This is a genomic window from Paenibacillus polymyxa, assembly GCF_001719045.1.
Taxonomy (GTDB): domain Bacteria; phylum Bacillota; class Bacilli; order Paenibacillales; family Paenibacillaceae; genus Paenibacillus; species Paenibacillus polymyxa_B.
In genome coordinates this window covers 3108929-3133140 of the sequence record NZ_CP015423.1, presented here as the reverse complement: position 1 = coordinate 3133140, position 24212 = coordinate 3108929, and the positions used below count along the sequence as shown (strand labels likewise).

The following is a 24212-nucleotide window of genomic DNA, read 5'->3' as shown; positions in this document are numbered from 1 at the left end:
AGTTTATAACACAATCCAAAACTCCTTTGTGTGCATTTACTATCTCATCACAACAAAGGAGTTGATTTGAAGTGGCCATTCGTCCTCCGCAAACATTGAAATCTACGGGCAGAAAGGTTCCTGTTACGAGATATCGCAATGTGAGCCCTACACAAACTCTGCGCCGTTTTACAGTCATTTGGGCTAACAATGATGGTGTGCCTTTTAACACGTCTGGATTTTTCGCAACACTGCGCCGTTTAGATGGAACCTTTGTGCAAGCTGCAGGCTTCGACCGCTTTGGTACTGCCCGATTCAGCAGAGTCCGCACACCTACGAACCAGCCTTATATTCTGCGTACTTTTAGAGATGATGGAGTATTATTCCGCGTTAGATCCGTACCTGCTGGCGTATCCTCGTTTGTCGTTATTGGTTAAGTTCGTACCGAACGCAGCCTAGACGTAGTTAACAAAAAAAGCAGCCAGCAACAGAGCTTATCTGTACTGGCTGCTTTTTTATATGGCCTACCTATTCGGAATCTTCTTCCACTATTGCATTTTTCGTAACGGACGTATTGTACACCGTTTTGAGCCAGTTTTCACTCGACCAGTTCAGCTTACCTGCACCTGCTCCATCCTTGGCCTGCAATTGAGCAACCAGATTGGCAGGATCTTCGGCTGTATAGCTGTATGGCAACGTTGTGAACCCATTCCAAGAGAAGTCCTTGGTCTTGGCAGGATAAGGGGCTAACGGGCTATTCGCATCGTCACTGCCTCCTCTGAATACGGTACCGTTGTTCGAAAAGATAACGTCTTCGGCTTTGATTTTACCTGTGTAATCCGCTTTGTTAGGATCTTTTTGATTATTACGCACTGGAGAGAACACATCAATCAAATAAGACTTTTCTAGCAACACCGCGCCGTTTTCTGTTGAAATTGCACCATTACCCACGACATCAAAATGGTATCCTTTTGCGGCAATTGCTTTAGCCATGTCAGAAGTAATTCTTTTTTTGGCTCTGGCCAATCCGGCATCGTCCATAACGATGTTATATGCATGAGCATTACCACCACGCAGACGAGGCATGCGATCCTGAATATCCAAATAGTAATTATGATGCAGCGTCACCTCCAGGTCTGCATTGTCGGAAGCCATTTCCGTAGCACCGATTAGATGAGCCTTCTTTTGTCCTGCTGCAATATCAATGATATCTTCTTTACTCATGCCTACTGCACTGCTTCTCAGATACGCGTACATAGGATAGGAAGACTTGTCTGCTTCCATCGCGTTGACTTGTTGGGTTACCCAGCTGTTGGAGCTGCGGTCATCTCCTTTGAACAAAGACCAGGAAATCGTAACTCCGTTACTACCTTTTTTCACATCTACCAAACCATCATAGGCTTTGTTAAATGTACAGTGGTCGATCCATACCTTGGAACTTGTACCTTCGATGGTAACATAATCCCAGTCATTCTTATCATAGTTCCCTTTGGTTGCTTCATCCCACTCCCAAAGCTCATCAAATTCGAGGTTACGGAAAATCAAATTAGAGCTTCTTTTGATGACAAAGCCAGCATGTTTGATTTTCGCACCATTGGCAGAGAAAATCGTAACCCCATTCATATTTTCGATATAGACTTTGCTCACACCTGTCTTTTTCAGAACAGGATGCGTCTGTACAGGATTGTTGGCACTAAAAGGCATTACTTTGGCAGCACTAGGAATTTCATTCCAACCGAGATCAAGATCGTTCATAATCTCAATCACTTTGACTTTGCTGCCTTTCTTCAGTGCTTCGTTGAGATCTACAGCATTGTATACCTTTTTGTAGTTGGCATCGGTATCCGCGATGTTGCCACCACCTGTATTACCATACGAAAATCCAGTCAAATTATAGTTATTTTTGGAGGTTACATCAGGGTCCACCCCAGGAGTCGGTTGTTCTGTACCTGGTGTTGGGTTCACAGGCGGTGTTCCTGGATCTACCTCAGAAGAAGCACCGGATACCATCACATTATCGAATTGGGCAGCTGCTTTGGAGGTTACCAAGCCAATGGCTCCAGCAGTGAGGCTGGTGTCTGTTGCGGACAGCTCCAGTTGATCATTGACATACATTTTGATTTCCGAACCGGATAGTTCCAGCTTGACTCTGTACCATGTATTCGTGTCCAGTTTGTATTTCTTATGGGTAGCCAATGTCTTCATAGAGCCTTTGACTTTTTTTCGAATCTCAAGAGCTCCGTCTTTCTGGTTGTACAACGAAGCTGCATAGAAGTTGTTGGAATCTGTGTATCTACCTGCAACGTAGACTCGATTGGAGCCATTAAAATCATTTACATATACATCTGCTTGCACGCTATAGTTCGTCCATGAGGCATTACCTTTGACGGAATGGCTTTCGCTTCGACTAGATTGTTGGTATGTAGATCCATTCCCATCCTTGACCACAGACCAGTTCCCCGATCCTGCGGTCCAGCCTTGAGCTTCCCCTTGTTCAAAATCATCACTTATCTGTAAATTCCCATCCGCATGTGCATGACCTAGCAACGGTAATGATAAAGACAGTACCAACGTGCTGCTTAACATTACACTTGCACATTTTTTTAACAAACTCGACTTCATATAACAGTCTCCTTCTCGATTAGATTCATGAATACTAAAGCAAAGGTTGCACCGTTTATCGGACATGACATGCCCAACGGTATATAACGTACTGATGAAGGGAATAATATCCCAACACCAATGAGGGCCCCAAGCGCTATACTCCAATAATTATAGACACTTAAATAAATATTAAAATATGTCTAATTACTTATCTTTTGTCTTAATTTCTCTATTAATTTTGCATCCTTTTTCGTGAACACACCAAATGCTGTTTCATAAAATCACAAAAAACGATATTTTTTTATTTTTGAATAAGACATACGGTTGTCATATTGGGAATGGTACATATAAAGGGGTGAGTATCATCCATATCATTTAAAGGAGCGATGAGATGTCCAGTTACGAATACGCCTCCAAATCAGAGTTAAAGGAAGCCATTCATACTTCCTACTTACGATTTGACGGTGAGTTCCAGGAGATCGACGAAAGCCAAAGGGATATCCGTATCCCTGAAGTAGATAAAACACCCGCAGAAATGATCGCCTACCAGCTCGGATGGCTTCATCTTGTCATGACATGGGACAAGGACGAACGGGAAGGAAAAACCGTGATCATGCCCGCCCCCAATTATAAATGGAATAGACTAGGCGAACTATATCAATCATTTTACAAGACCTACTCCCACCAATCTTTACGTGAATTACGCGATATGTTCAAGTTGGCTGAGCAAAAGTGGCTGGATTGGATCGACACACTTAGTCATGAAGAGCTCTTCACTCAGGGCGTTCACGACTGGACAGGGACTAATCCGAAATGGCCCATGGCAAGATGGATTCATATCAACTCGGTGGCACCGTTTAAAACATTCAGAGCCAAGATACGGAAATGGAAGAAATACAAAGTCCAACAGTGATGAAAAAAAGTGTGCATTGTGCTACAATACTTGAGTTGTATCGGGATACATTTAGGGAAGGGTAAGTGAAACGCCATGCTTATTATTGGTATTGCCGGCGGTACAGGTTCCGGTAAATCGACGGTAGCACGCGCCGTCGTTGAGCGTCTGGGATCTAATAAAGTGACTTTCATATCTCAGGATAACTATTATAAAGACCATTCACATCTGAGTTATGATGAACGTGCTTTGGTCAATTATGATCATCCGTTTGCCTTTGACAACGAATTGCTTATTGAGCATCTCCAATGTCTGAAAAAAGGACAAGCGACACAAGCGCCAGTGTATGACTTTACGGTTCATGCACGCTCCACGGACGAAACGGTAGAGCTTCTGCCAAATCATATCGTTATGTTGGAAGGTCTGCACGTATTGTCAGACGAAAAACTCCGCAGCCTGCTTGACATCAAAGTATTTGTGGATACTGACCCTGATGTGCGCATTCTCCGTCGGGTTCTTCGTGATATTGAGGAACGCGGCCGCACCATCCATTCGATCCACGATCACTATTTGACTACCGTTAAGCCGATGCATGAGGCATTTATTGAGCCTTCCAAGAAATACGCTGACCTGATCCTTCCTGAGGGAGGACACAATGAGGTTGGTATTCAACTGCTGTCTATTTTGACTGAAAAATATTTGGCGGGAGATCGAACATGGGGTACTGTATAAGGTAATCCCGGTTGTTTAGGCTGTCGAGATTTTCTCGGCTGCCTTTTTTGTTGTTTTATATGCCATTTGGACTAAATTTTTTTGGAATCCCCGTGTGGTTTATGTTAGCATGTAAAGATTAAATGCTTTAGATTTAAGTTAAGTTGGAAGCGTTGTCAAATATGTGCCTCAGATGATATGACGTCCACGTGATGGAGGTCTTTTTTGAATCAGGATTTTTGCAAAATCCTCGAATAGGTATAATTACGGAGAGTGCTGCCATGAATGAGCTATGCAACATTTTGATTGTGGATGATGAGATATTGGTACGGCAAGGGATTAAACACCACTTGTCGTGGGAACAGCATGGATTTCGAATTGTAGGTGAAGCTTCTAACGGTAAAGAAGCATTGGAGCTAATTGAAACCTTGCGCCCTCATATAGTCATTACAGATATTGTAATGCCGATCATGGATGGCGAGGAGCTGACGCGCATAGTCAGACAGAACTATCCAGATATCGAAGTCATTGTACTTAGCAGTTACGGCGAGTTTAATTACGTGCGATCCACCTTTCAGCAAGGGGTTGCTGACTATATTTTAAAGCCCAAGCTAGACACGGATGAGCTGCTCCAGGTACTCCAGAGAACCGCTCGCAAAATTCCATCCATTCAATATCAAGCAGATGCCGGGAATAGTCAAATTACGATAGATCATGTGATCGAAAAGCTGATCTCCGGGTATAGCATGGACTATGACGCCGAGCTGCTAAAGCAAGCATTTCCTTATGCTCGTTTTGCACTCATAGGTATAGAACAGCTGGAACAGCAGGATAAAGGGCGCTCCATCTCTGCCTCGGACCTATTTTCCAAGCTTACGGATCGAGTATCCTCTGCCTGTGAGTACATCGTACTGCGACAACTGCCATCTGATGTCTATGCGGCTATGTTTTTAGCCAATCTTGATCCACGGGAAGTAGACGCCTGGATGGCTGCGGTTAGGGAAGTTGCTCAGGAGACAAAGCGGGTCGATCCACAGACAGGCTGGGCAGTTAGCCATTTATTTGATGACTTCAATCAGATTAGTGACGTCTATCAGAATGAACTGCCAAAACTGCTGAGTTACCGCTTTTATTTTCCAGGAACAGCGCTGCTAATAGAAGACGAACTCCCTCCGCCTGTACAGGTGAACAGCTCGTTCAACTTAAAACAATTTACAGAAGAGATGAAGCGTGAGCATTTTGATACAGCTTTTCAGGATTTGAGATCCTATGTAGCCGCCATGTCCGGTAACTATACCTCTACCGCTTTTGAATTCAAATCGCTTCTCGGAAATATCGTGTTCAACATTACGATTTTGCTCGGGAATCAGGGGTATGATATGAAGGAGCTGGATGCGGCGAAATATTCCTATTTCAAAACAATTAATGACGCCCCTCATGTACATGAAGCCGTGCGCCTTCTGGAGACTTTTTTGGAGGAAGCGAACAGGCAGATCATGGCTAAAACACAGCAAGGAAGTAGCGCAAGCATGAAAAAACTGCTGGAGTATATTGAGGAGCATCATGCTGAAACACTCAATTTGACGACACTTGGGCAATATTTTCACTTTAACCCTTCCTACTTGTCCAGTTATTTTACGGCACACCATACAGAAGGCTTTAGCGAGTATCTCAACAAAATTCGGGTTGAAAAAGCCGCGGAGTTACTACGGTCGGGGACGATGTCCATTTCGGATATTAGCAGCACGGTAGGCTATTCGGACCCCAGCTATTTTACCAAAGTGTTCAAAAAAGTGAAGGGTTACTCGCCCAGTCAGTACCGCCGGGAGCATCTCTATTAGAGAGTAAGCCACATCTGCCAGTAGAAAAGAGATTGAATATGAAAAGATATATCCATAAGATCAAATATCAAGGTCTGTTCTTCAAAATCTTTATTGTTATGGTGGTCAGCATCACTGCGGTGTCCTTGCTGACCTCTTTGGTGACGATTCGGATGTCTGAACGACTTTTTGCTGAGACATTCAGTATTACAAATGCCAAGGTACTCAGCCAGATTCAATCCAGCTTTGAATCCTTCAATGATTCTATCGTGAATGCCGTAACCCATGCTTCGGAAAATGGAACGGTCAAGAACTATCTGACTGGCGGTCAATCCGACTCGATTAACTCGGCGAGGATTTACTTCGGAATGGCACAGCAAATGAAGCAAATTAAATCGAACGTCGATGCCTATGATGTCGGTGTCGCTGTAACAGGTCTGAACGGCCGGAGCTTTTACTCCGACTCGTCCTATTGGCCTGTAACTGCGGAAGAGCTTAAGAGCAGTGCTATTACAGCCCGAAGTGTAGCACGACCGGCACAGCTTATGTATCAATTGGATACTGAATTGTTGCAGCAACAAATGAATAGTACCCCGCAAAAGCCAACACCCTATATCATCGCCTCCAAACCATTTATGGAGCGGACCAGCGGCACCCTGTACGGCATGATCTACATCGCTATCCGAGAGCCTGAATTTCGCCGTTTCTATAACAATTTCACGAGCAACGGCAATGATGTGCTTATTTTGGACAAGTCGGGACTGATTGTATCGAGCAACCGCCAGGATCTGATCGGACAACGCTCCAGTGAGCTGCTAGGCTATGCCACAAAAATCAACGAACAGGGACTTAACTACATTAATGCGGATGTGATGAATAAGGAGAGTATCCTCCTTTCCAACTATATCCCTTCATTTGATTTTTATCTGGTGAACATGATTGACAGACAAGCCGCCATTGGGCAAATTATAGACGTTAAATCCGTTGTATGGATCTGCATTGCCATCGTACTGATTGCTTTGGTGATCGTTTTTCTGATATCCCGTCGACTGATTCGTTCGCTGACTCGACTGGTGAAGCAAATGTCGACCATACGCGAGAAGAATTTTGATAATTATATCCCGGTAACGGGCAGCTATGAGGTTAGACAATTAAGTCATGCTTACAACTATATGCTGGATGAACTAAATGACTATATCCGTAAGCTTTTAGAGACACAAAAGGGTCAACGGAACGCAGAGCTTGCAGCACTACAACGGCAGATCAATCCGCATTTTCTGTACAATACTCTGGCTTCGATCAAAATGCTGGTGCTCAAAGGAAACAAGGAAACAGCCGCCGAGACGATCAATGCACTCATTTCCTTACTGCAAAATACAATCAGCAATGTGAGTGAAACGATCACCATCGAGCAGGAAATGGCCAACATGCAAAATTATGTGTTCATTAACCATGTACGCTACGGGCAGCGGGTACAAGTGAATTATTTTGTATCACCCGATTGTCTGGAGTACCATGTGCCCAAGCTCATCATTCAGCCTTTTATCGAAAACTCTTTTTTCCATGCGTTTAATGAAAAAAATGTAGGCCACATCTATATATTGGTGTCCAAAACGGAGGATACATTGATCTGTGAGGTGGTCGATGATGGAGACGGTATGGAATTGGACGGGCATACGGCGCAGGACGGACTGCCGAATCCCAAGAGCAAGCGCCAACTGTTCACAGGCATCGGCATCCAGAATGTGCACAACCGCATTACCCTTTTATATGGAGAAGAATACGGCGTGACCATCTCCAGTAAAAAAGGCGAGGGCACCAAAGTCAGAATGACCCTGCCATTGATCGTAAAACCCGCCCCTCCTATCCCATAAAAAATATAGGCTGAACTAAACAAAGAAGGTGGAACAAGAACGGAGTGGGCGGAATGGTGCTGTACAAGCGTAGCGGTCGCCTTTGTATCCAGATTTCAACCTTATATAATTTGAATAAAGAAAAGAAATCTGGATACAACAGCGATGGGAAGCACCATCCGGCCGCGCAGTGGCGCTTCGTGAACAACTTTAGTTCAACCTAAAAAAAGTACCTAAACCAAAACAAAATACAAATGTAAGCGGTGCCTTTTTTGATAAATCATAATAATAACACCAATCCGTATAAAGATATTCCTAACGCCGACAAAGTATGGATGGTACACTAGATTTATAAACAAGGTAACCGCTTTCATTTAAGAGATTTAGAACTAGCAAGCAACATATAAAAAAAGAGTAGGGGTTGAACAAAATGAAAAAAATGACTTTCCTTCTGCTGATTGCAAGCTTGATCTTGCTATCCGCGTGCTCCAGCAATTCCGAGAAAGTAGCTACTACCACAGATTCAGGTAAAAAAGAAATCACCGTCTGGGCTTGGGACCCGAACTTTAATATCGCAGCTCTGAAGCTGGCAAAAGATCGCTACGTTGCCAAACATCCAGATGTAACCGTAAACATTGTTGAATATGCTCAAAACGATATCGTACAAAAAATGAATGCCGGTCTTAACTCTGGTTCTACCAAAGGACTGCCGAACGTGGTTCTGATTGAGGATTATCGGGCACAGAACTTCCTGCAAGCCTATCCCGATTCTTTCCATGATATGAGCAGCACGATCAAAGCATCCGACTTCGCTGATTATAAAATCGGACCGACTAGCTACAACGGCAAGCAATACGGTGTTCCATTCGACTCCGGTGTTATGGGACTGTATGTAAGAACGGATTATTTGGAACAAGCCGGCTACAAAGTAGCAGACCTGACCAATATTGATTGGGATAAATTTATTGAAATTGGTAAAGCCGTAAAACAAAAAACAGGCAAAGAAATGCTGACTCAAGATCCGAATGACCTCGGTCTGATCCGTGGTATGATCCAAGCCGCAGGTTCATGGTACCTGAAAGAAGACGGTAAAACACCAAACCTGGCTGGTAATCCAGCTCTGAAAGAAGCGCTCTTGACGTACAAATCCTTGTTCGACGCTAATATTGTTAAAATGAATGCCGACTGGAGTCAGTTCCTGGCCGCATTCAACAGCGGTGCAGTTGCTTCCGTACCTACAGGTAACTGGATTACACCTTCGATCAAAGCAGAAGCTTCGCAATCAGGTAAATGGGCCGTTGTTCCTTTCCCTAAGCTGAAAAATATACCTGAATCCGTGAATGCTTCCAGCCTTGGCGGCAGCTCCTGGTATGTTCTTAACTCGGACGGTCAAGATACCGCTGCTGATTTCCTGAAAGAGACATTCGGAACAGATCCAGAGCTGTATCAAGATATGCTGAGCAAAATTGGAATTGTTGGTTCATTGAACGCAGCTTCCAGTGGTAAAGCTTATGACGTAGAAGATCCGTACTTCGGTGGGGACAAAGTATACAAGAAATTTGCAGAATGGACTAAACAAGTTCCAAAAGTCAATTATGGCCTGCACACGTATGCCATTGAGGATATCATGACCGTTGAAATTCAAAACTATCTGAACGGAAAAGATGTAGACGCAGTTCTGAAAGATGCTCAAGGACAGGCGGAAGCACAGCTTAAATAAGACAGTCCATCTAGCCAAGGCTAAACAATAAAACGATAAGCACTTAAAACCTTGGGCTTGCGAGTTCAAGGTTTTATTGCTGCACAGGGAGTTGACATGGTATGAAGACAGCCGCGCCCAAAATAACTACAACACGTCTCAAAGCAGGTATGACAGGATGGTTGTTCATATCCATCGCAGTGATCATGATTGCCGCTTTTTATTTCTATCCGATGATTCAGGCGCTTATCTTGTCCTTTAAGACAGGTACAGGGTCTAATCTGAGCTTTAACGGCATTGATAACTACAAGCGATTGTTCACCGATAAAATGTTTATAACCGCCGTGAAGAATACGTTTATCTATTTAATTTTCCAGGTACCTTTGATGGTCATTCTGGCTCTGTTCATTTCGGTATTGTTGAACGATAAAAACCTGAAATTCAAGGGCTTTTTCCGCACAGCTATCTTCTTGCCGTGTATCACATCCCTTGTAGCATACTCGGTTGTCTTCAAGTACCTGTTCTCGTCCGACGGTCTGGTAAACTCCTTATTGCTGAATCTGCACGTGATTGGCACGCCCATCCAATGGATTACAGATCCTTTCTGGGCCAAGGTTACGATTATTATCGCGATCACATGGCGCTGGACTGGTTATAATATGATCTTTTACCTGTCCGGTCTTCAGAACATTGACAATTCTATCTACGAAGCGGCCCGTATTGACGGAGCTTCCCCGATCCGACAGTTTTTCAGCATTACGGTTCCACTGCTTAAGCCGATTATCCTGTTCACTTCGATTACATCAACGATTGGTACACTCCAACTCTTCGATGAAATTATGAATATTACCAAAGGTGGGCCAGGGAACGCGACATCTTCAATTTCGCAATATATTTACAATCTGTCCTTCAAGTATTCATCCGACTTTGGTTATGCGGCGACCGTATCTTATTCCATCGTCATTATGATCATTATCTTGTCGATTATCCAGTTCAAAGTGGCAGGTGAGAAAAAATGATGAAAACAAAAAGAGCATTTACGTACGCCTTTCTGATCATTGTGTCGTTCGTTTCGATTTTCCCGTTCCTCTGGATGATATCCAGCTCCACGAACCTGTCGGTCGATGTGACCAAAGGCAAGCTTCTGCCTGGCTCCCATCTGATGGATAACATGCACAATTTGCTTGAAAAAGTAGACATCGTTACCGCACTAAGTAACTCTGCAAAAGTCTCTATCTCAACTACGCTGCTGGCTATGCTAATCGCATCACTGGCCGGTTATGGCTTTGAAATTTACAGAAGTAAAGCGAAAGACGTTGTCTTCAATATCCTGCTGATGTCTATGATGATTCCGTTTGCGGCGATCATGATCCCGCTCTACCGGATGTTCGGCAGCATTTCTAATGTCATACCGTGGATCGGTATTGATACACTCTCTTCTGTCGTCATTCCGACCGTAACTACGGCGTTCCTGATCTTCTTTTTCCGTCAAAGCACCAAGATGTTTCCAAAGGATCTACTGGAAGCAGGTCGTATGGATGGATTATCCGAGCTGGGTCTGTTCTTCCGGGTGTATATGCCTACGATGAAAACAACCTATGCCGCTGCCGCGATCATCACATTCATGTCCAGCTGGAACAACTACCTCTGGCCTCTGATTGTGCTGCAAACGCCGGAGAATCAAACGATTCCGCTGTTGATCTCGAACCTCGGCTCCAGCTATGCACCGGATTACGGTGTCATCATGATCGCCATTGTCCTGTCCACACTGCCGACTGCACTGGTATTCTTCCTGATGCAGAAACACTTTGTAGCGGGCATGGTGGGTTCGGTAAAATAACAGATTTCTGTGTACGTTCTTCATTTCATTTTAAAAATAAGGAGTGTTCGCCTTGACCATCCATCCCCCTAGTCTGGACTGGCTGACCGACGTAACCAAATTTGCTGTACATCGGCTGCCCGCCTATTCCGATCACAAATATTACGCTACGCTTCAGGAAGCGGAGCAGCAAGCTGATATGGCTTGGCGTCATAGCCTGAATGGGAGCTGGAAGTTTAACTATGCAACGAATCCAGCCAGCCGTCCGGTAAAATTCTATACCCCAGGCTTTGAGTACGGCGGCTGGAGCGATATTCAGGTGCCGGGTCACATTCAGACGCAAGGCTTTGGCCAAATGCAGTACGTGAATACGATGTATCCGTGGGACGGACATTCGGACGTTCGCCCACCCCATATTCCGGAGGATCACAACCCAGTCGGGAGCTATATCAAAAGCTTTGTTTTGCCGGAAAATATGGCTTCCGACGCGCAGCCTGTGTTCATTTCTTTCCAAGGCGTTGAGTCGGCTTTCTATGTATGGCTGAACGGACAATTTGTCGGTTACAGCGAGGACAGCTTTACACCGTCTGATTTTGAACTGACACCGTTCCTGCAAGCAGGCGAAAACAAGCTCGCGGTTGAGGTATATCAAAGAAGTACGGGAGCGTGGCTGGAGGATCAGGACTTTTGGCGTTTTTCCGGTATTTTCAGAGACGTATATCTCTATACCATCCCTACGGTTCACGTACGTGACCTGCATGCCAAGGCAGATCTGGATGCTTCCTACACGCAGGGTCTTCTGAAACTGAAATTGACCTTGGAAAAGCCGGCAACGGCCTATGCAACTGTCGATGTGAAAGATGCTGCCGGCCATGTTGTAGCTTCTTTAAAAGCTGACTTTACTGATGGCACAGCTTCGCTGTCAGCTACCTTGGAGCAAGTGCAGCGTTGGAGTGCCGAGAAACCCTATTTGTACACGTTGTTTATTCAAATTTATGATGCCAGTGGATCGCTCGTGGAAGTCATTCCACAAAAAATTGGCTTCCGTAAATTTGAGTTGATCAACAAGGTCATGCATTTGAACGGCAAACGCATCGTCTTTAAAGGTGTGAACCGCCATGAATTTAACGCTCGCACCGGACGTGCGATTTCTCGTGAAGATATGCTGTGGGATATCCGGACGCTCAAGCAGAACAATATGAACGCTGTTCGCACCTCTCATTATCCAAATCAGACTCTTTGGTATGAGCTATGCGATGAGTACGGAGTCTATGTAATTGATGAAATGAACTTGGAAACACACGGTTCCTGGCAAAAACTCGGCGCCGTCGAGCCATCGTGGAATATTCCCGCCAATCTGTCTGAGTGGCAGGATATCGTCATGGATCGCGCCATTTCCATGCTGGAACGGGACAAAAACCATGCATCCATTCTAATCTGGTCCTGCGGCAATGAGTCGTATGCAGGTGAAGTGCTGCGCAATGTCGCCAACTATTTCCGGTCCACCGACCCGAGCCGTTTGGTGCACTACGAAGGCGTGTTTCACAACCGTACGTACGATGATACCAGCGATATGGAGAGCCGGATGTACGCCAAACCCGCAGATATCGAGCAATATCTGAACGACAATCCGCAAAAGCCGTATATCAGTTGCGAATACATGCATGCGATGGGTAATTCCGTAGGCGGCATGCACAAGTATACAGAGCTGGAGAACAAATACGAGCTGTATCAGGGCGGTTTTATTTGGGATTATATTGATCAGGCTGTTATGAAAAAAGATCGCTACGGATGCGAGTACCTCGCGATCGGCGGCGACTTTGACGACCGTGCCACAGACTATGGCTTCTGTACGGACGGAATTGTCTATGCAGACCGGAAGGTTTCGCCGAAGATGCAGGAGGTCAAATTCCTGTATCAAAATCTGAAGCTCACCCCGGATCGCAGCGGTGTAACCCTGCGCAATGAAAACCTGTTCGAGGGAACAGGCGACTATGAGTTAGTATATAGCCTGCTGCATGAAGGCCAAGAAATCGCACGTAATGCCATTCATGTAGATGTAGCGGCTCAGACCGAAGCCTATATTCCACTAACGTTCCCTAATACGGATGGAAAGCCTGGTGAGTACGTTATTCACACCGCTCTAGTTTTGAAGGAAGCGACGCTCTGGGCTGAGGCTGGACACGAAGTGGCCTTCGGACAACATATTTTCATCGTGGAAAATCCAAATCCACTGAAGATCCCTACGGGCGGTGCCTTACGAGTGGTGCATGGTGATGTTAACATTGGCGTTCACGGTGCAGATTTCAGTATGATGTTCTCCAAAGGGGCAGGTAGCCTGACTTCACTTCGCTACGCCGGACGTGAGATGATCGCCATGCCTCCTGCTCCATTGTTCTGGCGGGCGACCACAGACAATGATCGGGGAACCGCACTAGGCTTTGAAGCCGGTGGCTGGTTCGCTGCAAGTCTGACACGTAAATGCGTGGGCATCGAGGTCACGGAAGAACAAAGAGACCGTGTAACCGTTACATTCCGCTACACGCTGAGCATTCAGGCAGACGCACAGGTAACGGTAGTCTACACCGTCTTCGCCGACGGTAGCCTAAACGTAAAATCCACCTATGAAGGTGTATCAGGACTGCCTAACCTACCGATCTTTGCCCTTTCGTTCAAGGTTCCGGCGGACTATCGCCATCTGGACTGGTACGCGATGGGACCGGAAGAGAATTACATCGACCGTGCCTTTGGAGCAAGACTAGGCGTATTCCACAACGAAGCTGCGGATAACGTGTCCGGGTATGTTGTACCACAGGAATCCGGCAACCGTACAGGCGTGCGCCGTGTTGATATTACCGACGATTCTCAGCGAGGTATACGCATTACTGCACCTGCTACCGCACCGGTGGAATGCAATATTTCGCCGTATACAGCATTTGAGCTGGAAAGTGCCTACCATCTGTATGAGCTGCCCAACGTGTATTACACCGTTGTCACCGTAGCTGGCAAGCAAATGGGTGTAGGCGGCGACGACAGCTGGGGAGCTCCCGTACATGAAGAATACCAAATCGCAGCCGATCAAAAGCTGGAATTCGAATTTACCATTCAACGGGTATAAATAAGCACGCTCACTGTATAGACAAGTAGATATAACAAAAGCCCTTCCGCTGCTTCCCTCATGGAAAGCCGGAAGGGCTTTAGCATTTTATCATTCCAATCATACTGTCAGCAGAAAATAAAGTCCTAGATTGTCGTTGTTCTATTGAACTAACATTTCCCGATAGCGCAATTACAGCTAGTTTATTCATTTCACCAACTTTTCTCTGGTTTCGTTCAAACGCCCCTTTGCATTCGTGGTGTCGGAGGGTTCCACCCAAGCAAAACTATCAGAATCATAGTAATTTCGTCCAAGTCACCGACTCCGTGGTAATGTTTTTTAGGAAGTATGAGAACATGCCCTCATTTAATGGTGCGATATCCAGAATGCAAGCAACGTAATCGTTCTCATAAACAGTGTTCGTTTCAATTATTTTATTTGCAAATTGACACCCTAAACACATACTATTTGGCATTTTTACTCCCCCACGTTTCATAATAACCACTCCTATATCGGTCATTAATTCTAACCCCCTACCCGTTGATTTAATGAAAAAGGAGCAGCTGCCAAATGGCATACTACCCCTTAATGTTTAGTTAACGTGTCCCGTTACTTTAACGATGTAATCGAACTGAAGCTAAATGCATTAGATCCAAATATCATTGACTGCTGTTAATTCTGACTCAGTCTCGCCAGTGTTTACTACGCCCCTGGGCTCTACCAACATGATATGACACTCCTGGTTAGCGAAAGTTTTGTGTTCGACACTCCTTGGTACAATAAACATCTCCCCTTGGGAAATCTTTACTTGGCCATCTCGGAAATCGATGAACATCTCCCCTTCGAGCACGATAAACACCTCGTCGGTATCTTGATGATCGTGCCATACAAAATCCCCATCTATCTTGACCAATTTAAATTGATAGTCATTCATTTCACCAATGACTTTCGGAGACCAATGCTCATTAAACTTAGATAACTTCTCATTCAGATTAATAGATTGGTAATTAATACTAATCCCTCCTTTTTATTGTTCAATATACCATATTATTAACTTGGTTCGTTGTTAACTATCCTGCCCTTTAGTTGAATGCGGCGGATCTCTAAAGGAGGATCAGCCGCTAACATACTAAAAAAATCGACGATACAGTTCGACCTCTCCAATTCGGCAGCCTGTGCTGTAGAGAAACTCAAGTAAAGCTCTTTCTCTTAGTATCTGACAAGAGGTCATCAGATGAATTACATCTTCCTCCATCAAGAACTTAGGAATTTCGCTTATCCGCTTCATAATGACGCCAAAGTTCGCTTAAAATCATAATAAGCCTCCTACTTGGGCAATTAATTCTAGTTTTGCTTCTATTAGGAGGTTTTGACTATTTGTTCAACTAGCGTTTCATCAAATTCGTTGAGGAATCGAAACGGTTCGTTCATTTACCACATTTCCCGTGTTTAGAGTAGTTTTTGGTTCGATTAATAGTAAATGGACCTCTTCTTCAGCAATTGGCTGATGTTCAACCCCTTTAGGTATAATAACAAACTCCCCTTCGTTAACAGCTATTTCACCGTCTCTCAAACGGATTAGTAGTCTCCCTTTCCATACGAAGAACATTTCGTCCTCGTGATCATGGTGATGCCAAATGAATTCACCCTTGATCTTTGCCATTTTTACGTATGAATCGTTCAACTCTCCACCTATTCTGGGATTCCAATAATCAATTATTTGCAAAAATTTATCTTGTACATTGACCTTCGAAATCATGAGATTCCCTCCTCATTATTGGTAACGTGTACTGCATTTTGCCCCGGCTAGAATCTCCTTTTCCCCCATTCTCCTCCTCATCATCAGATAACGAGGTACTCAATCACTTGGTTTTGGTGTAAATCCCTCTTATTCACTAAGTTTACATACTGCGATGCATCACGTAAAATTAAAAAATAGTGTATAGATAATCACATTTTGTGATGCAAAAAGGAGAGAGTTGTTTTGGACATTAGATCTTTGGAGGTGTTTAAGGCAGTAGCAATTGAACAAAGCATTACAAAAGCTGCTGAGAAATTGAATTATGTACAGTCCAATGTTACTGCACGAATACAACGTCTTGAGCAAGAGTTGGGCGTTCCCCTGTTATATCGATATCATAAGAAGGTATCCTTAACGCCTGCAGGACGTGAACTGTTGCCGCATGTAAACAAGTTGCTTTACGATTTCGAGGAAGCGATTGAGGCAGTTAAGCTTTCTTCTGCCCCGCGGGGAACTTTGCGCATTGGAGCTATGGAGTCAACTGCTTCTACACGATTGCCATTGATTTTTACACAATATCACAAGAAATTTCCACAAGTAGAATTAAGCTTATATATGGCACCTACTGTAGATCAGGTTAGTACCATTCTCAAATATAAGGTAGACGGCGCATTTGTGGATGGGCCAATTCTTCATCCGGAAATTGTTGAATACCCTGTCTTTGAAGAATCTCTAGTTTTGATTACAAGCTACTCTCCGGAACCATTCCAATTAGAATTGATTTTACATGAACCACTGCTTTCGTCATTCGCGCATTGCATCTATTTGGGACGTTGGCAGCGATGGCTAGAGGACAATGGCTATGCTCCTATGAAGGTGATGGAATATGGCACTCTAGAGGGTGTCCTTAAATGCGTTGAAAACGGGTTAGGAGTCACCGTCTTACCAATATCTATGGTTGAATCACGGATGCAGGGAAGACTTAACTGTCATCCATTACCGGAACCGTACAGAACAGTGCCCACTGTGTTTATAAGGCGTCGTGACTCATACATGACCAGTGCTCTCTCACGATTTATGGAGCTGGTGGGCATAACTAATCTGTGATTTGTTGCTATTTGCCAACTTAATGAAGCAACGTCCCTTTAATACTTTATTTTCCCAGTCTAGAACTTTAGCTAGCTCGTAGCAAGATTGACATACGTTCGCGTGAAATCAAGGTTCTTCAAGTCTCTTTGATCTATAAAAAACTCCAAATACCCCGCGTCCCACCAGCACATGCCGACCTCGTCCAAAGAAGATACCGAGAGCAGAACATGCCAATTTTCCGAAGCCTGATCGTGCTTTTCCCGATTCGTCTGATATTCTTGCAGCTGAGGCAGCACTTCGGACCGTAAATGCTCCGCATAATCGGTATTTCCCCTATGCATAGCTTGCTCGATTTCCTTATGAATCTGGTTCTCACTCTTATGCCAGTTAAACAGAAGACCCTCCAGCCCGTTTCGGCGTAGATAAGCATCCCGCCGGGTATTCCCGGCAAAAGATTGATGCTGCCCCCACACCGTGTCGCTATGTTCATATAAAAGCTCATAAAGCTCTTCGTACTGATCTACAAGAATATCTCCTAGCTCACCCTCCGATGGTAGCGTCAGGATCGGATGAAAAGAAATTGCATACGCGGTGAAACCCCGTTGCTCCGCCAACACCTCTACGCGCCCAGCGGGCGGTAATGTTTTCTGCAAAACGCTGCTGTCACCGTTATAGTAAAAGATTTTATGGTCAATATCATAGGCGGGTTCATCCAGCCCAAGAAAAAAGTAAAGTATGCCCTGATGAGGCAATCCCTCAAATGGTGAAAAAGGTAGCTCGCCCAAATTAATTTGAGCAATAAATGTATAATATTCCCCGTCTGAATTACAAGGCCACTCTATTGTGGGTGGCAGGTCTGGATAGCCGGCGATCCGACTATTTCCAATGTGTTCGTAGTTTTCCTCATGCTCCACATGAAATTGTATAGCAACTTCAGCTTCCTGATGAATCTCTTCTTTTAAATCTTCATCCAGTGAATGCCCTTCCAGTATTCGAGTCAGTTCATCCTTTAATGGTGGTTGTAGCATCTCACTCGCCCCTTTACATTGAAGTATTATGTATTGCTTGCTCTCATTTGATCTCTTATATCAGATTACCAAATTACAGTCTGACAAGCTATTTCTCTGGTGACAGGTTGGTCAGTCCTCAGTCAAATCATCGATCTTCGCTGCAAGTGAATGGTGGATACATCCAGCTCTTCATTTACGATTCAAGCGGAAATGCACTAGACATTGTTCATAAATGTTTTGTGATAGGCATTCCGGTATTGGGAAGGAGTCATATGGGCTCTCTTTTTGAACAAACGCATAAAATACTTCTCATCGCTATATCCTGCCTCTTCGGCAACCTGTTTAATGCTCATATCTGTACGGGAAATCAACTCTTTGGCTTTGTTAATACGAATACTGTGTATGAACTCCAAGGGGCGCATTCCTGTATTTTGCTTGAACAAACGAGAGATATAATCCTTGTTGTAATTGAATTTTCGAGCTAAATCCGTCACGGTCAGCGGCTCTTCGGCATGAATACGGGTCCACTCAATAATTTTGTTAAAACTCACATTCCCCTGTGAACTGACAGGATTGGAAAGCAAGCGGCTGAGCGCCAGTTCAGATATCTCGATCAGTAGCGAGGTGAACAAATAATTTGCGCTGTGATACGTAAGATAATGTGAGTTGGCTACATGCAAAATCTGATTGACAATAATATGAATCCGATCCCCGTTATCTGCCTGTACACATTGCGGTAAATAGATATTCCGCATCACACCGTGACGCTGCAAACGTCCATCCAAAGCACTTGTTTCCTGCTTCATTTCCTCATTAGATAATACATTCGGGGTCGTGGGAACATCGAAATGGAACCAATAAAATTTTACGCCCGGCAACGATTCCCGGTATCCTTTATGCGTACGACCGGGGTACAGCAATAGAATATCTCCCTCGCCTACTTCAAAATCTTCCCGTTCCTCCCGTATATATACCGTCTCTTGGACACCCAGGATCAGCTCAAAATTCTCAATGGAACGACTCATATGCTTCCAAGGTACCTCGTTAACAAACTCGCCTGCCGAGATCAGTTGGATCGGAGCATCTACATTTACTTTCAGATAGGTCATGTTATCGCCTCTTTAAATTCATGTTCGGATTTGTCCACCCATTGTATGGTTAAGCTACTGACATACCGCGATTGCAATGCTAATGTAGTGGAGAAATATACACTTTTATCTTAGCTAAGGAGCGATGATTTTGAAAGCTAAAGCTTTTGACTTGCATAAAGTAAGAATTGATTCCGGCCCTCTTTTACATGCGATGAAACTGAATACGGCCTACCTGCTGAGTTTGGAACCCGACCGTTTATTATCGCGCTTTCGTGAATATGCGGGACTGAAGCCCAAAGCGGCTCACTATGAAGGCTGGGAGGCGCGTGGCATCAGCGGACATACACTCGGTCACTACCTGTCCGGCTGTGCGCTGATGTTTGCCTCCACAGGCGACGAAAGACTGTTGGAACGCGTGAACTATGTGGTCGACGAACTGGAAATATGCCAAGACAGTCATGGAAACGGATACATTTCCGGCATTCCACGCGGGAAAGAGATTTTCGAGGAAGTAAAAGCCGGAGATATTCGCTCCCAGGGCTTTGATCTAAACGGCGGCTGGGTGCCGCTATATACCATGCACAAACTTTTTGCGGGCTTGCGTGATGCACATCTGCTGGCACATCATCCCAAGGCCCTGTCTATAGAAATCAAACTCGGCAACTGGCTGGAGGATGTGCTTCAAGGGCTGGACGATGATCAGGTGCAGCAGGTGCTGCATTGCGAGTTTGGCGGTATGAACGAGGTGCTGACGGATCTGGCGGAACATTCAGGAGAAGAACGCTTTCTGAGCCTGGCGGAACGCTTTTATCACGGAGAGGTGCTCAATGATCTCGCGGATAGCCAAGATACCTTGGCAGGGCGACATGCCAATACGCAAATTCCCAAAATCATTGGCGCTGCACGGCAATTTGAAATGACGGGCAAACCGCAATATGCGGACCTGTCTCGCTTTTTCTGGGATCGGGTTGTTCACAAGCATTCCTACGTGATCGGCGGCAATAGTTATAATGAACATTTTGGTGAACCCGGGAAGCTGAATGACCGTTTGGGCGAAGGTACCTGTGAAACTTGTAACACCTACAATATGCTGAAATTAACAAGACATATGTTCGAGTGGGATGCCTATGCAGCCTATGCCGACTACTATGAACGAGCGATGTTCAATCATATCCTGGCTTCACAGCAGCCTGTAGATGGACGTGTGTGCTATTTTGTATCGCTGGAAATGGGCGGACACAAGTCCTTTAATTCTCAATATGAGGATTTTACATGCTGTGTCGGGTCCGGTATGGAAAGTCACTCCATGTACGGCACTGCGATTTATTTTCACACGCCAGAAACGATCTATGTCAATCAATATGTCCCTTCTACCGTGACATGGGACGAGATGGGCGTACAGCTCAAACAAGACACTCTCTTTCCGCAAAATGGACGGGGAACGCTACGCGTCATCAGCAAGGAGCCCAAATCCTTCGCGATCAAGTTAAGATGCCCGCATTGGGCGGAGCAAGGGATGATAATTAAAATCAACGGGGAAGAGTACGTCACAGAGGCTTGTCCTACCAGCTACGTTGTAATTGAACGGAAATGGAACAATGGGGATACGATCGAGTACGACATTCCTATGACCGTGAGAGTCGAGGAAATGCCTGATAATCCGTGCCGAATTGCTTTTATGTACGGCCCGCTTGTGCTGGCTGGAGACCTTGGCCCTGTTGAACAGGAGTCCACCGAGGAACGTCTGCTTGCGTCTGTTCTGATCGGATCGGCCGATTCCCTGACAACGAAGCTGATTGCTGACGGGAACGAGCCTAATACGTTCCATATGACCGACTTAGGCTATATCGGAGACTTGAAGCTTCATCCGTTTTATCAGATGTATGATCGTTCATATACCGTCTATTGGGATCTCTTTTCCCAGGAGGAATGGGTAGCAACAGAGGCAGAATATCGTACCGCGTTAGCGTATCAGCTAGAGCTGGAACGACTTACAGTGGACGTTGTGCAGCCTGCCGAAATGCAACCTGAACGGGATCATGCCTTTACTGGCGAGCATGTAGGTCTGGGGTCCATCTATAACCGCAAATATCGCGATACCTGGCCAGGGGGCTGGTTCTCTTTTGTCATGAAGGTGCTTCCAGATGAGCCTGTCCAATTGGCGGTCACTTATTTGAAGGACTTGAGCCGTCCCCATAGTGACTTTGACATCACTGCGGATGGTCAGATTTTAGGGGAAGGCAAGCTGGAGTCCGAGGAAATGAATAAATTCGAAACGTTCGCCTATGAGCTCCCTCTATCTGTGACAAACCACAAGAATGAAGTGACGATTCAATTCAAAGCCCATCCACAAGGTAAGGTGGCGAAAGTGGCCGGATTGCGGATAATCAGACATTCTATTGTATGATCAAATTATCTATATAAATCTACTATAGCGCCACTACGCAGTCGGATGGGGCTTCCCATCGCCACCCCCCGGATTTCTGGAATAAAACCCTTCATCGGTGGAAATCCGGGGGTGGTGATGCTTCCGAAGCGAGCTTTCCTACGGAAAGATTTGAAAGCGACCACTTCGCTTGTACAGCACCATTCCGCCTACTCTGTTTTAATTGTTCATTTTTTAAAGTAAGCTTATATAACAACAAGCAGACGCTCCTATAAGCTGTCTGCTTGTTCCGCTTACCGCCTTATACCTTCGAATCATCGTTATTGCTTCATGTACACTTCACAGCATGTTCATTTCACGGAAACTGTCTCTAATCTTGCGTAGCTCTTGCTGTGCCCTGCTGTATCGCGAGGCGTAGGTCCAAGCAAGCACTTGATGATAATGCGAAGGTGTTTCAATCGTGGTCACGTTATACATGGCCAGATTCCCATCTATTTCTCCTTTTAGGGTAAACTCAATGGCAGGATATCCGTTCACCACCATATCTGAAGCGGTCCCCAATTCAGGGTCCGTAATTCCTGACACCAAATGATCCTCAATGATTCCTTTATATTCTTGAAGGGTCATACTACTGTCAAAGTCGCTTTTCGGTTCAGACAATACAATCAAATATCTTTCGGTAAATTCATTTTTAATGGAAATATCCGCTTCCTCATTAATCATATTATCTCGCGACCAATTCCAGGGAGCCGTAACCGCAAACTGGCTATCCTTACTGGTAAATACCTCAGGCTTCATGATTTGCGTAATGAGCGTAGAAATTAAAGATACAGCAAAGACAATTGAAATGATCGTCGTCAGGAGGATTGCTCCTGCAATAATCCCGGTTTTCTTTCTGCCCACCTTTCCCAAATCCCTTACCTTAACCACATATGTATTCGCAGCCATATCTCCAATCCGTTGTTTCCGAGGTGTCACCAGTACACATATACCGGCGGGCAGTCCCATGAAAAGCAGCGGATTCGTATCCACCAGATGTATGAGAGTGCGGATCAAGGATTTAACCATGCCTGGCGGCCTTCCTTCTCCATTCACAACCTGAATACGAAGTACAAACTTGCCCAGCGTATAGCCTGTAAGTCCTTCCAGTAACAGATAATAGCAGAAGGAGCCGATCAGGAGGAGCATCACTACCATACCCATATTTGGGGTTTCCGCTTCAGCTACTTTTTCCGCTGTAAAATATACCAGCCCTCCGTACCCAAAAACGATAAGAATGAAGTCAATCATCCAGGCCGCCCATCTTCTGAAGAAGATAGAGGCTCCGTATGTTTCTGATAATACCGCCATCTTATCCGGTTCTCGTCGATGGTAGTTGCCATTCGTCGCATATGGTCCCGGAGCTACTGTAGATGGATTGTTCGTTACATCTTGTTCTTCCAAATGATACACCCCTGATGTCAATTTAATCACAGTTAAGTATAACATCCTTTTTCATCCAGCGGAGCAAGCCTGACAGTGCACTGGAGTAAACCGAATCCCGCCGATAAACAAACCACACCTCTAATTTGCGATATTTTTCAGGTAAACGATGAGAAGCAATACTTCCCGCCTCCTCTGCCTTTGCAATCGACGATTGTGGCAACATGGACACCCCCAGACCAGAGGCTACACCACCCAAAATAACTTCCAACGTTCCGAACTCCATAACCTGATATGCATCCACACCCGCTTCGCTCAGAAAGCTTTCCGCTCTTGTACGATGCGTGCACCCTACGTCGAAGAACAGCATAGGCTTGGCAAGCAGCTCACCCATGTCTTTTTTCCCTGGTTCCGAGATGAGCACCAATTCCTCTTCAAAAGCTGCAACATACTCTATATGCGGATCATCGACGGGGCCATAGACGAACGCTCCATCTAATTCGTAATTCAATACCTTTTGTACGAGATCATGGGTGCTGCCTGTCATAAGCGATAGATGGACATCAGGATATTGAGCGTGATACTCCGTCAATAAAGAAGTCAGATGCGTAACCGCCGCCGTCTCAATCGATCCCAGTCGCAAAGGTCCCGCAGGATGGTCTGAATATTGAGTGGACTTTACAGCCTCGTCGAGCAAGGTCAGTATGGTATCCGCGTATTTCAGCAGGTTCTCTCCTGCCGGCGTTAACGTCATTCCCCGATTAGATCGACGAAATAGCGGTACGTTCAGTTGTGCCTCAAGCTGCTGAATCCGCGAGGTCACATTGGACTGTACATAATTCAAAACTTGCGCAGCCTTCGTGATACTGCCCTCGCGAGCGACAGCCTGAAAAATTTTCAAATCACTGCTTTCCATGTATATGTCACCTGCTTGGTATGATCATTTATGATACTCACATTCGATTTTGTTCATTTTACCGGACGCTTGCCGCTCTGTAC

At 45.1% G+C, this 24212-nt stretch carries 18 protein-coding genes; 11 read left to right on the top strand and 7 right to left on the bottom strand.

From position 1 onward, the window contains the following. Positions 1-71 precede the first annotated feature (71 nt). Positions 72-416: a hypothetical protein gene (locus tag AOU00_RS13985; RefSeq protein WP_069290836.1), complete on the top strand. Its 345-nt coding sequence runs from the start codon at positions 72-74 to the stop codon at positions 414-416. 91 nt (positions 417-507) lie between these two features. Here AOU00_RS13985 and AOU00_RS13980 read toward each other — a convergent pair whose 3' ends face one another. After that, positions 508-2601 (bottom strand): pectate lyase family protein, encoded by a 2094-nt coding sequence (locus AOU00_RS13980; RefSeq protein ID WP_069290835.1) that lies wholly within the window; start codon positions 2599-2601, stop codon positions 508-510. A gap of 373 nt (positions 2602-2974) precedes the next feature. Between AOU00_RS13980 and AOU00_RS13975 the strand changes: the two genes are divergently transcribed. From AOU00_RS13975 to AOU00_RS13940, 8 genes are all read left to right on the top strand, one after another. Beyond that, positions 2975-3496 carry a ClbS/DfsB family four-helix bundle protein gene (locus AOU00_RS13975; protein ID WP_069290834.1) on the top strand — a complete coding sequence of 174 codons (522 nt, stop codon included), beginning with the start codon at positions 2975-2977 and terminating at the stop codon, positions 3494-3496. Between the two features lie 75 nt (positions 3497-3571). Beyond that, complete coding sequence (udk, locus tag AOU00_RS13970; RefSeq protein WP_013308305.1) at positions 3572-4207, top strand: uridine kinase; 636 nt, start codon at positions 3572-3574, stop codon at positions 4205-4207. Between the two features lie 260 nt (positions 4208-4467). Then, positions 4468-6027: a response regulator transcription factor gene (locus AOU00_RS13965; protein WP_069290833.1), complete on the top strand. Its 1560-nt coding sequence runs from the start codon at positions 4468-4470 to the stop codon at positions 6025-6027. Positions 6028-6065: 38 nt separating this feature from the next. After that, positions 6066-7880, top strand: a complete 1815-nt coding sequence (locus tag AOU00_RS13960) for a cache domain-containing sensor histidine kinase (RefSeq protein WP_069290832.1) — start codon at positions 6066-6068, stop codon at positions 7878-7880. A 409-nt stretch (positions 7881-8289) separates the two neighbouring features. After that, positions 8290-9579: an ABC transporter substrate-binding protein gene (locus AOU00_RS13955; RefSeq protein ID WP_069290831.1), complete on the top strand. Its 1290-nt coding sequence runs from the start codon at positions 8290-8292 to the stop codon at positions 9577-9579. Positions 9580-9680: 101 nt separating this feature from the next. Continuing rightward, positions 9681-10577, top strand: coding sequence for a carbohydrate ABC transporter permease (locus AOU00_RS13950; RefSeq protein ID WP_069081021.1), 897 nt, complete (start codon positions 9681-9683; stop codon positions 10575-10577). Beyond that, the gene (locus tag AOU00_RS13945) at positions 10574-11398 is read left to right on the top strand and encodes a carbohydrate ABC transporter permease (protein WP_069290830.1); all 825 of its coding nucleotides are present in this window, start codon (positions 10574-10576) and stop codon (positions 11396-11398) included. The genes AOU00_RS13950 and AOU00_RS13945 overlap by 4 nt, the downstream gene beginning before the upstream one ends. Before the next feature lie 52 nt (positions 11399-11450). Then, entirely contained in the window at positions 11451-14495 is a 3045-nt protein-coding gene (locus AOU00_RS13940) for a beta-galactosidase, LacZ type (RefSeq protein ID WP_069290829.1), read from the top strand. Between the two features lie 625 nt (positions 14496-15120). Here AOU00_RS13940 and AOU00_RS13930 read toward each other — a convergent pair. Continuing rightward, complete coding sequence (locus tag AOU00_RS13930) at positions 15121-15486, bottom strand: cupin domain-containing protein (RefSeq protein ID WP_069290827.1); 366 nt, start codon at positions 15484-15486, stop codon at positions 15121-15123. Between the two features lie 384 nt (positions 15487-15870). Continuing rightward, positions 15871-16233 carry a cupin domain-containing protein gene (locus AOU00_RS13925; RefSeq protein ID WP_013308297.1) on the bottom strand — a complete coding sequence of 121 codons (363 nt, stop codon included), beginning with the start codon at positions 16231-16233 and terminating at the stop codon, positions 15871-15873. 225 nt (positions 16234-16458) lie between these two features. On the opposite strand from AOU00_RS13925, the gene AOU00_RS13920 reads away from it, so the two are divergent. Further along, positions 16459-17322, top strand: coding sequence for a LysR family transcriptional regulator (locus AOU00_RS13920; protein WP_069290826.1), 864 nt, complete (start codon positions 16459-16461; stop codon positions 17320-17322). A gap of 71 nt (positions 17323-17393) precedes the next feature. On the opposite strand, the gene AOU00_RS13915 is transcribed toward AOU00_RS13920, so the two are convergent. Further along, positions 17394-18332 carry a YwqG family protein gene (locus AOU00_RS13915; RefSeq protein WP_069290825.1) on the bottom strand — a complete coding sequence of 313 codons (939 nt, stop codon included), beginning with the start codon at positions 18330-18332 and terminating at the stop codon, positions 17394-17396. Positions 18333-18529: 197 nt separating this feature from the next. Further along, positions 18530-19423: an AraC family transcriptional regulator gene (locus AOU00_RS13910; protein ID WP_069290824.1), complete on the bottom strand. Its 894-nt coding sequence runs from the start codon at positions 19421-19423 to the stop codon at positions 18530-18532. 130 nt (positions 19424-19553) lie between these two features. Between AOU00_RS13910 and AOU00_RS13905 the strand changes: the two genes are divergently transcribed. Continuing rightward, a complete protein-coding gene (locus tag AOU00_RS13905; RefSeq protein ID WP_081330711.1) occupies positions 19554-21812 on the top strand; it encodes a glycoside hydrolase family 127 protein in 2259 nt (752 codons plus the stop codon). Positions 21813-22130: 318 nt separating this feature from the next. On the opposite strand, the gene AOU00_RS13900 is transcribed toward AOU00_RS13905, so the two are convergent. After that, positions 22131-23279, bottom strand: a complete 1149-nt coding sequence (locus tag AOU00_RS13900) for an RDD family protein (protein WP_069290822.1) — start codon at positions 23277-23279, stop codon at positions 22131-22133. Further along, positions 23257-24129 carry a LysR family transcriptional regulator gene (locus AOU00_RS13895; protein WP_069292046.1) on the bottom strand — a complete coding sequence of 291 codons (873 nt, stop codon included), beginning with the start codon at positions 24127-24129 and terminating at the stop codon, positions 23257-23259. The genes AOU00_RS13900 and AOU00_RS13895 overlap by 23 nt, the downstream gene beginning before the upstream one ends. Between the last annotated feature and the right edge of the window lie 83 nt (positions 24130-24212).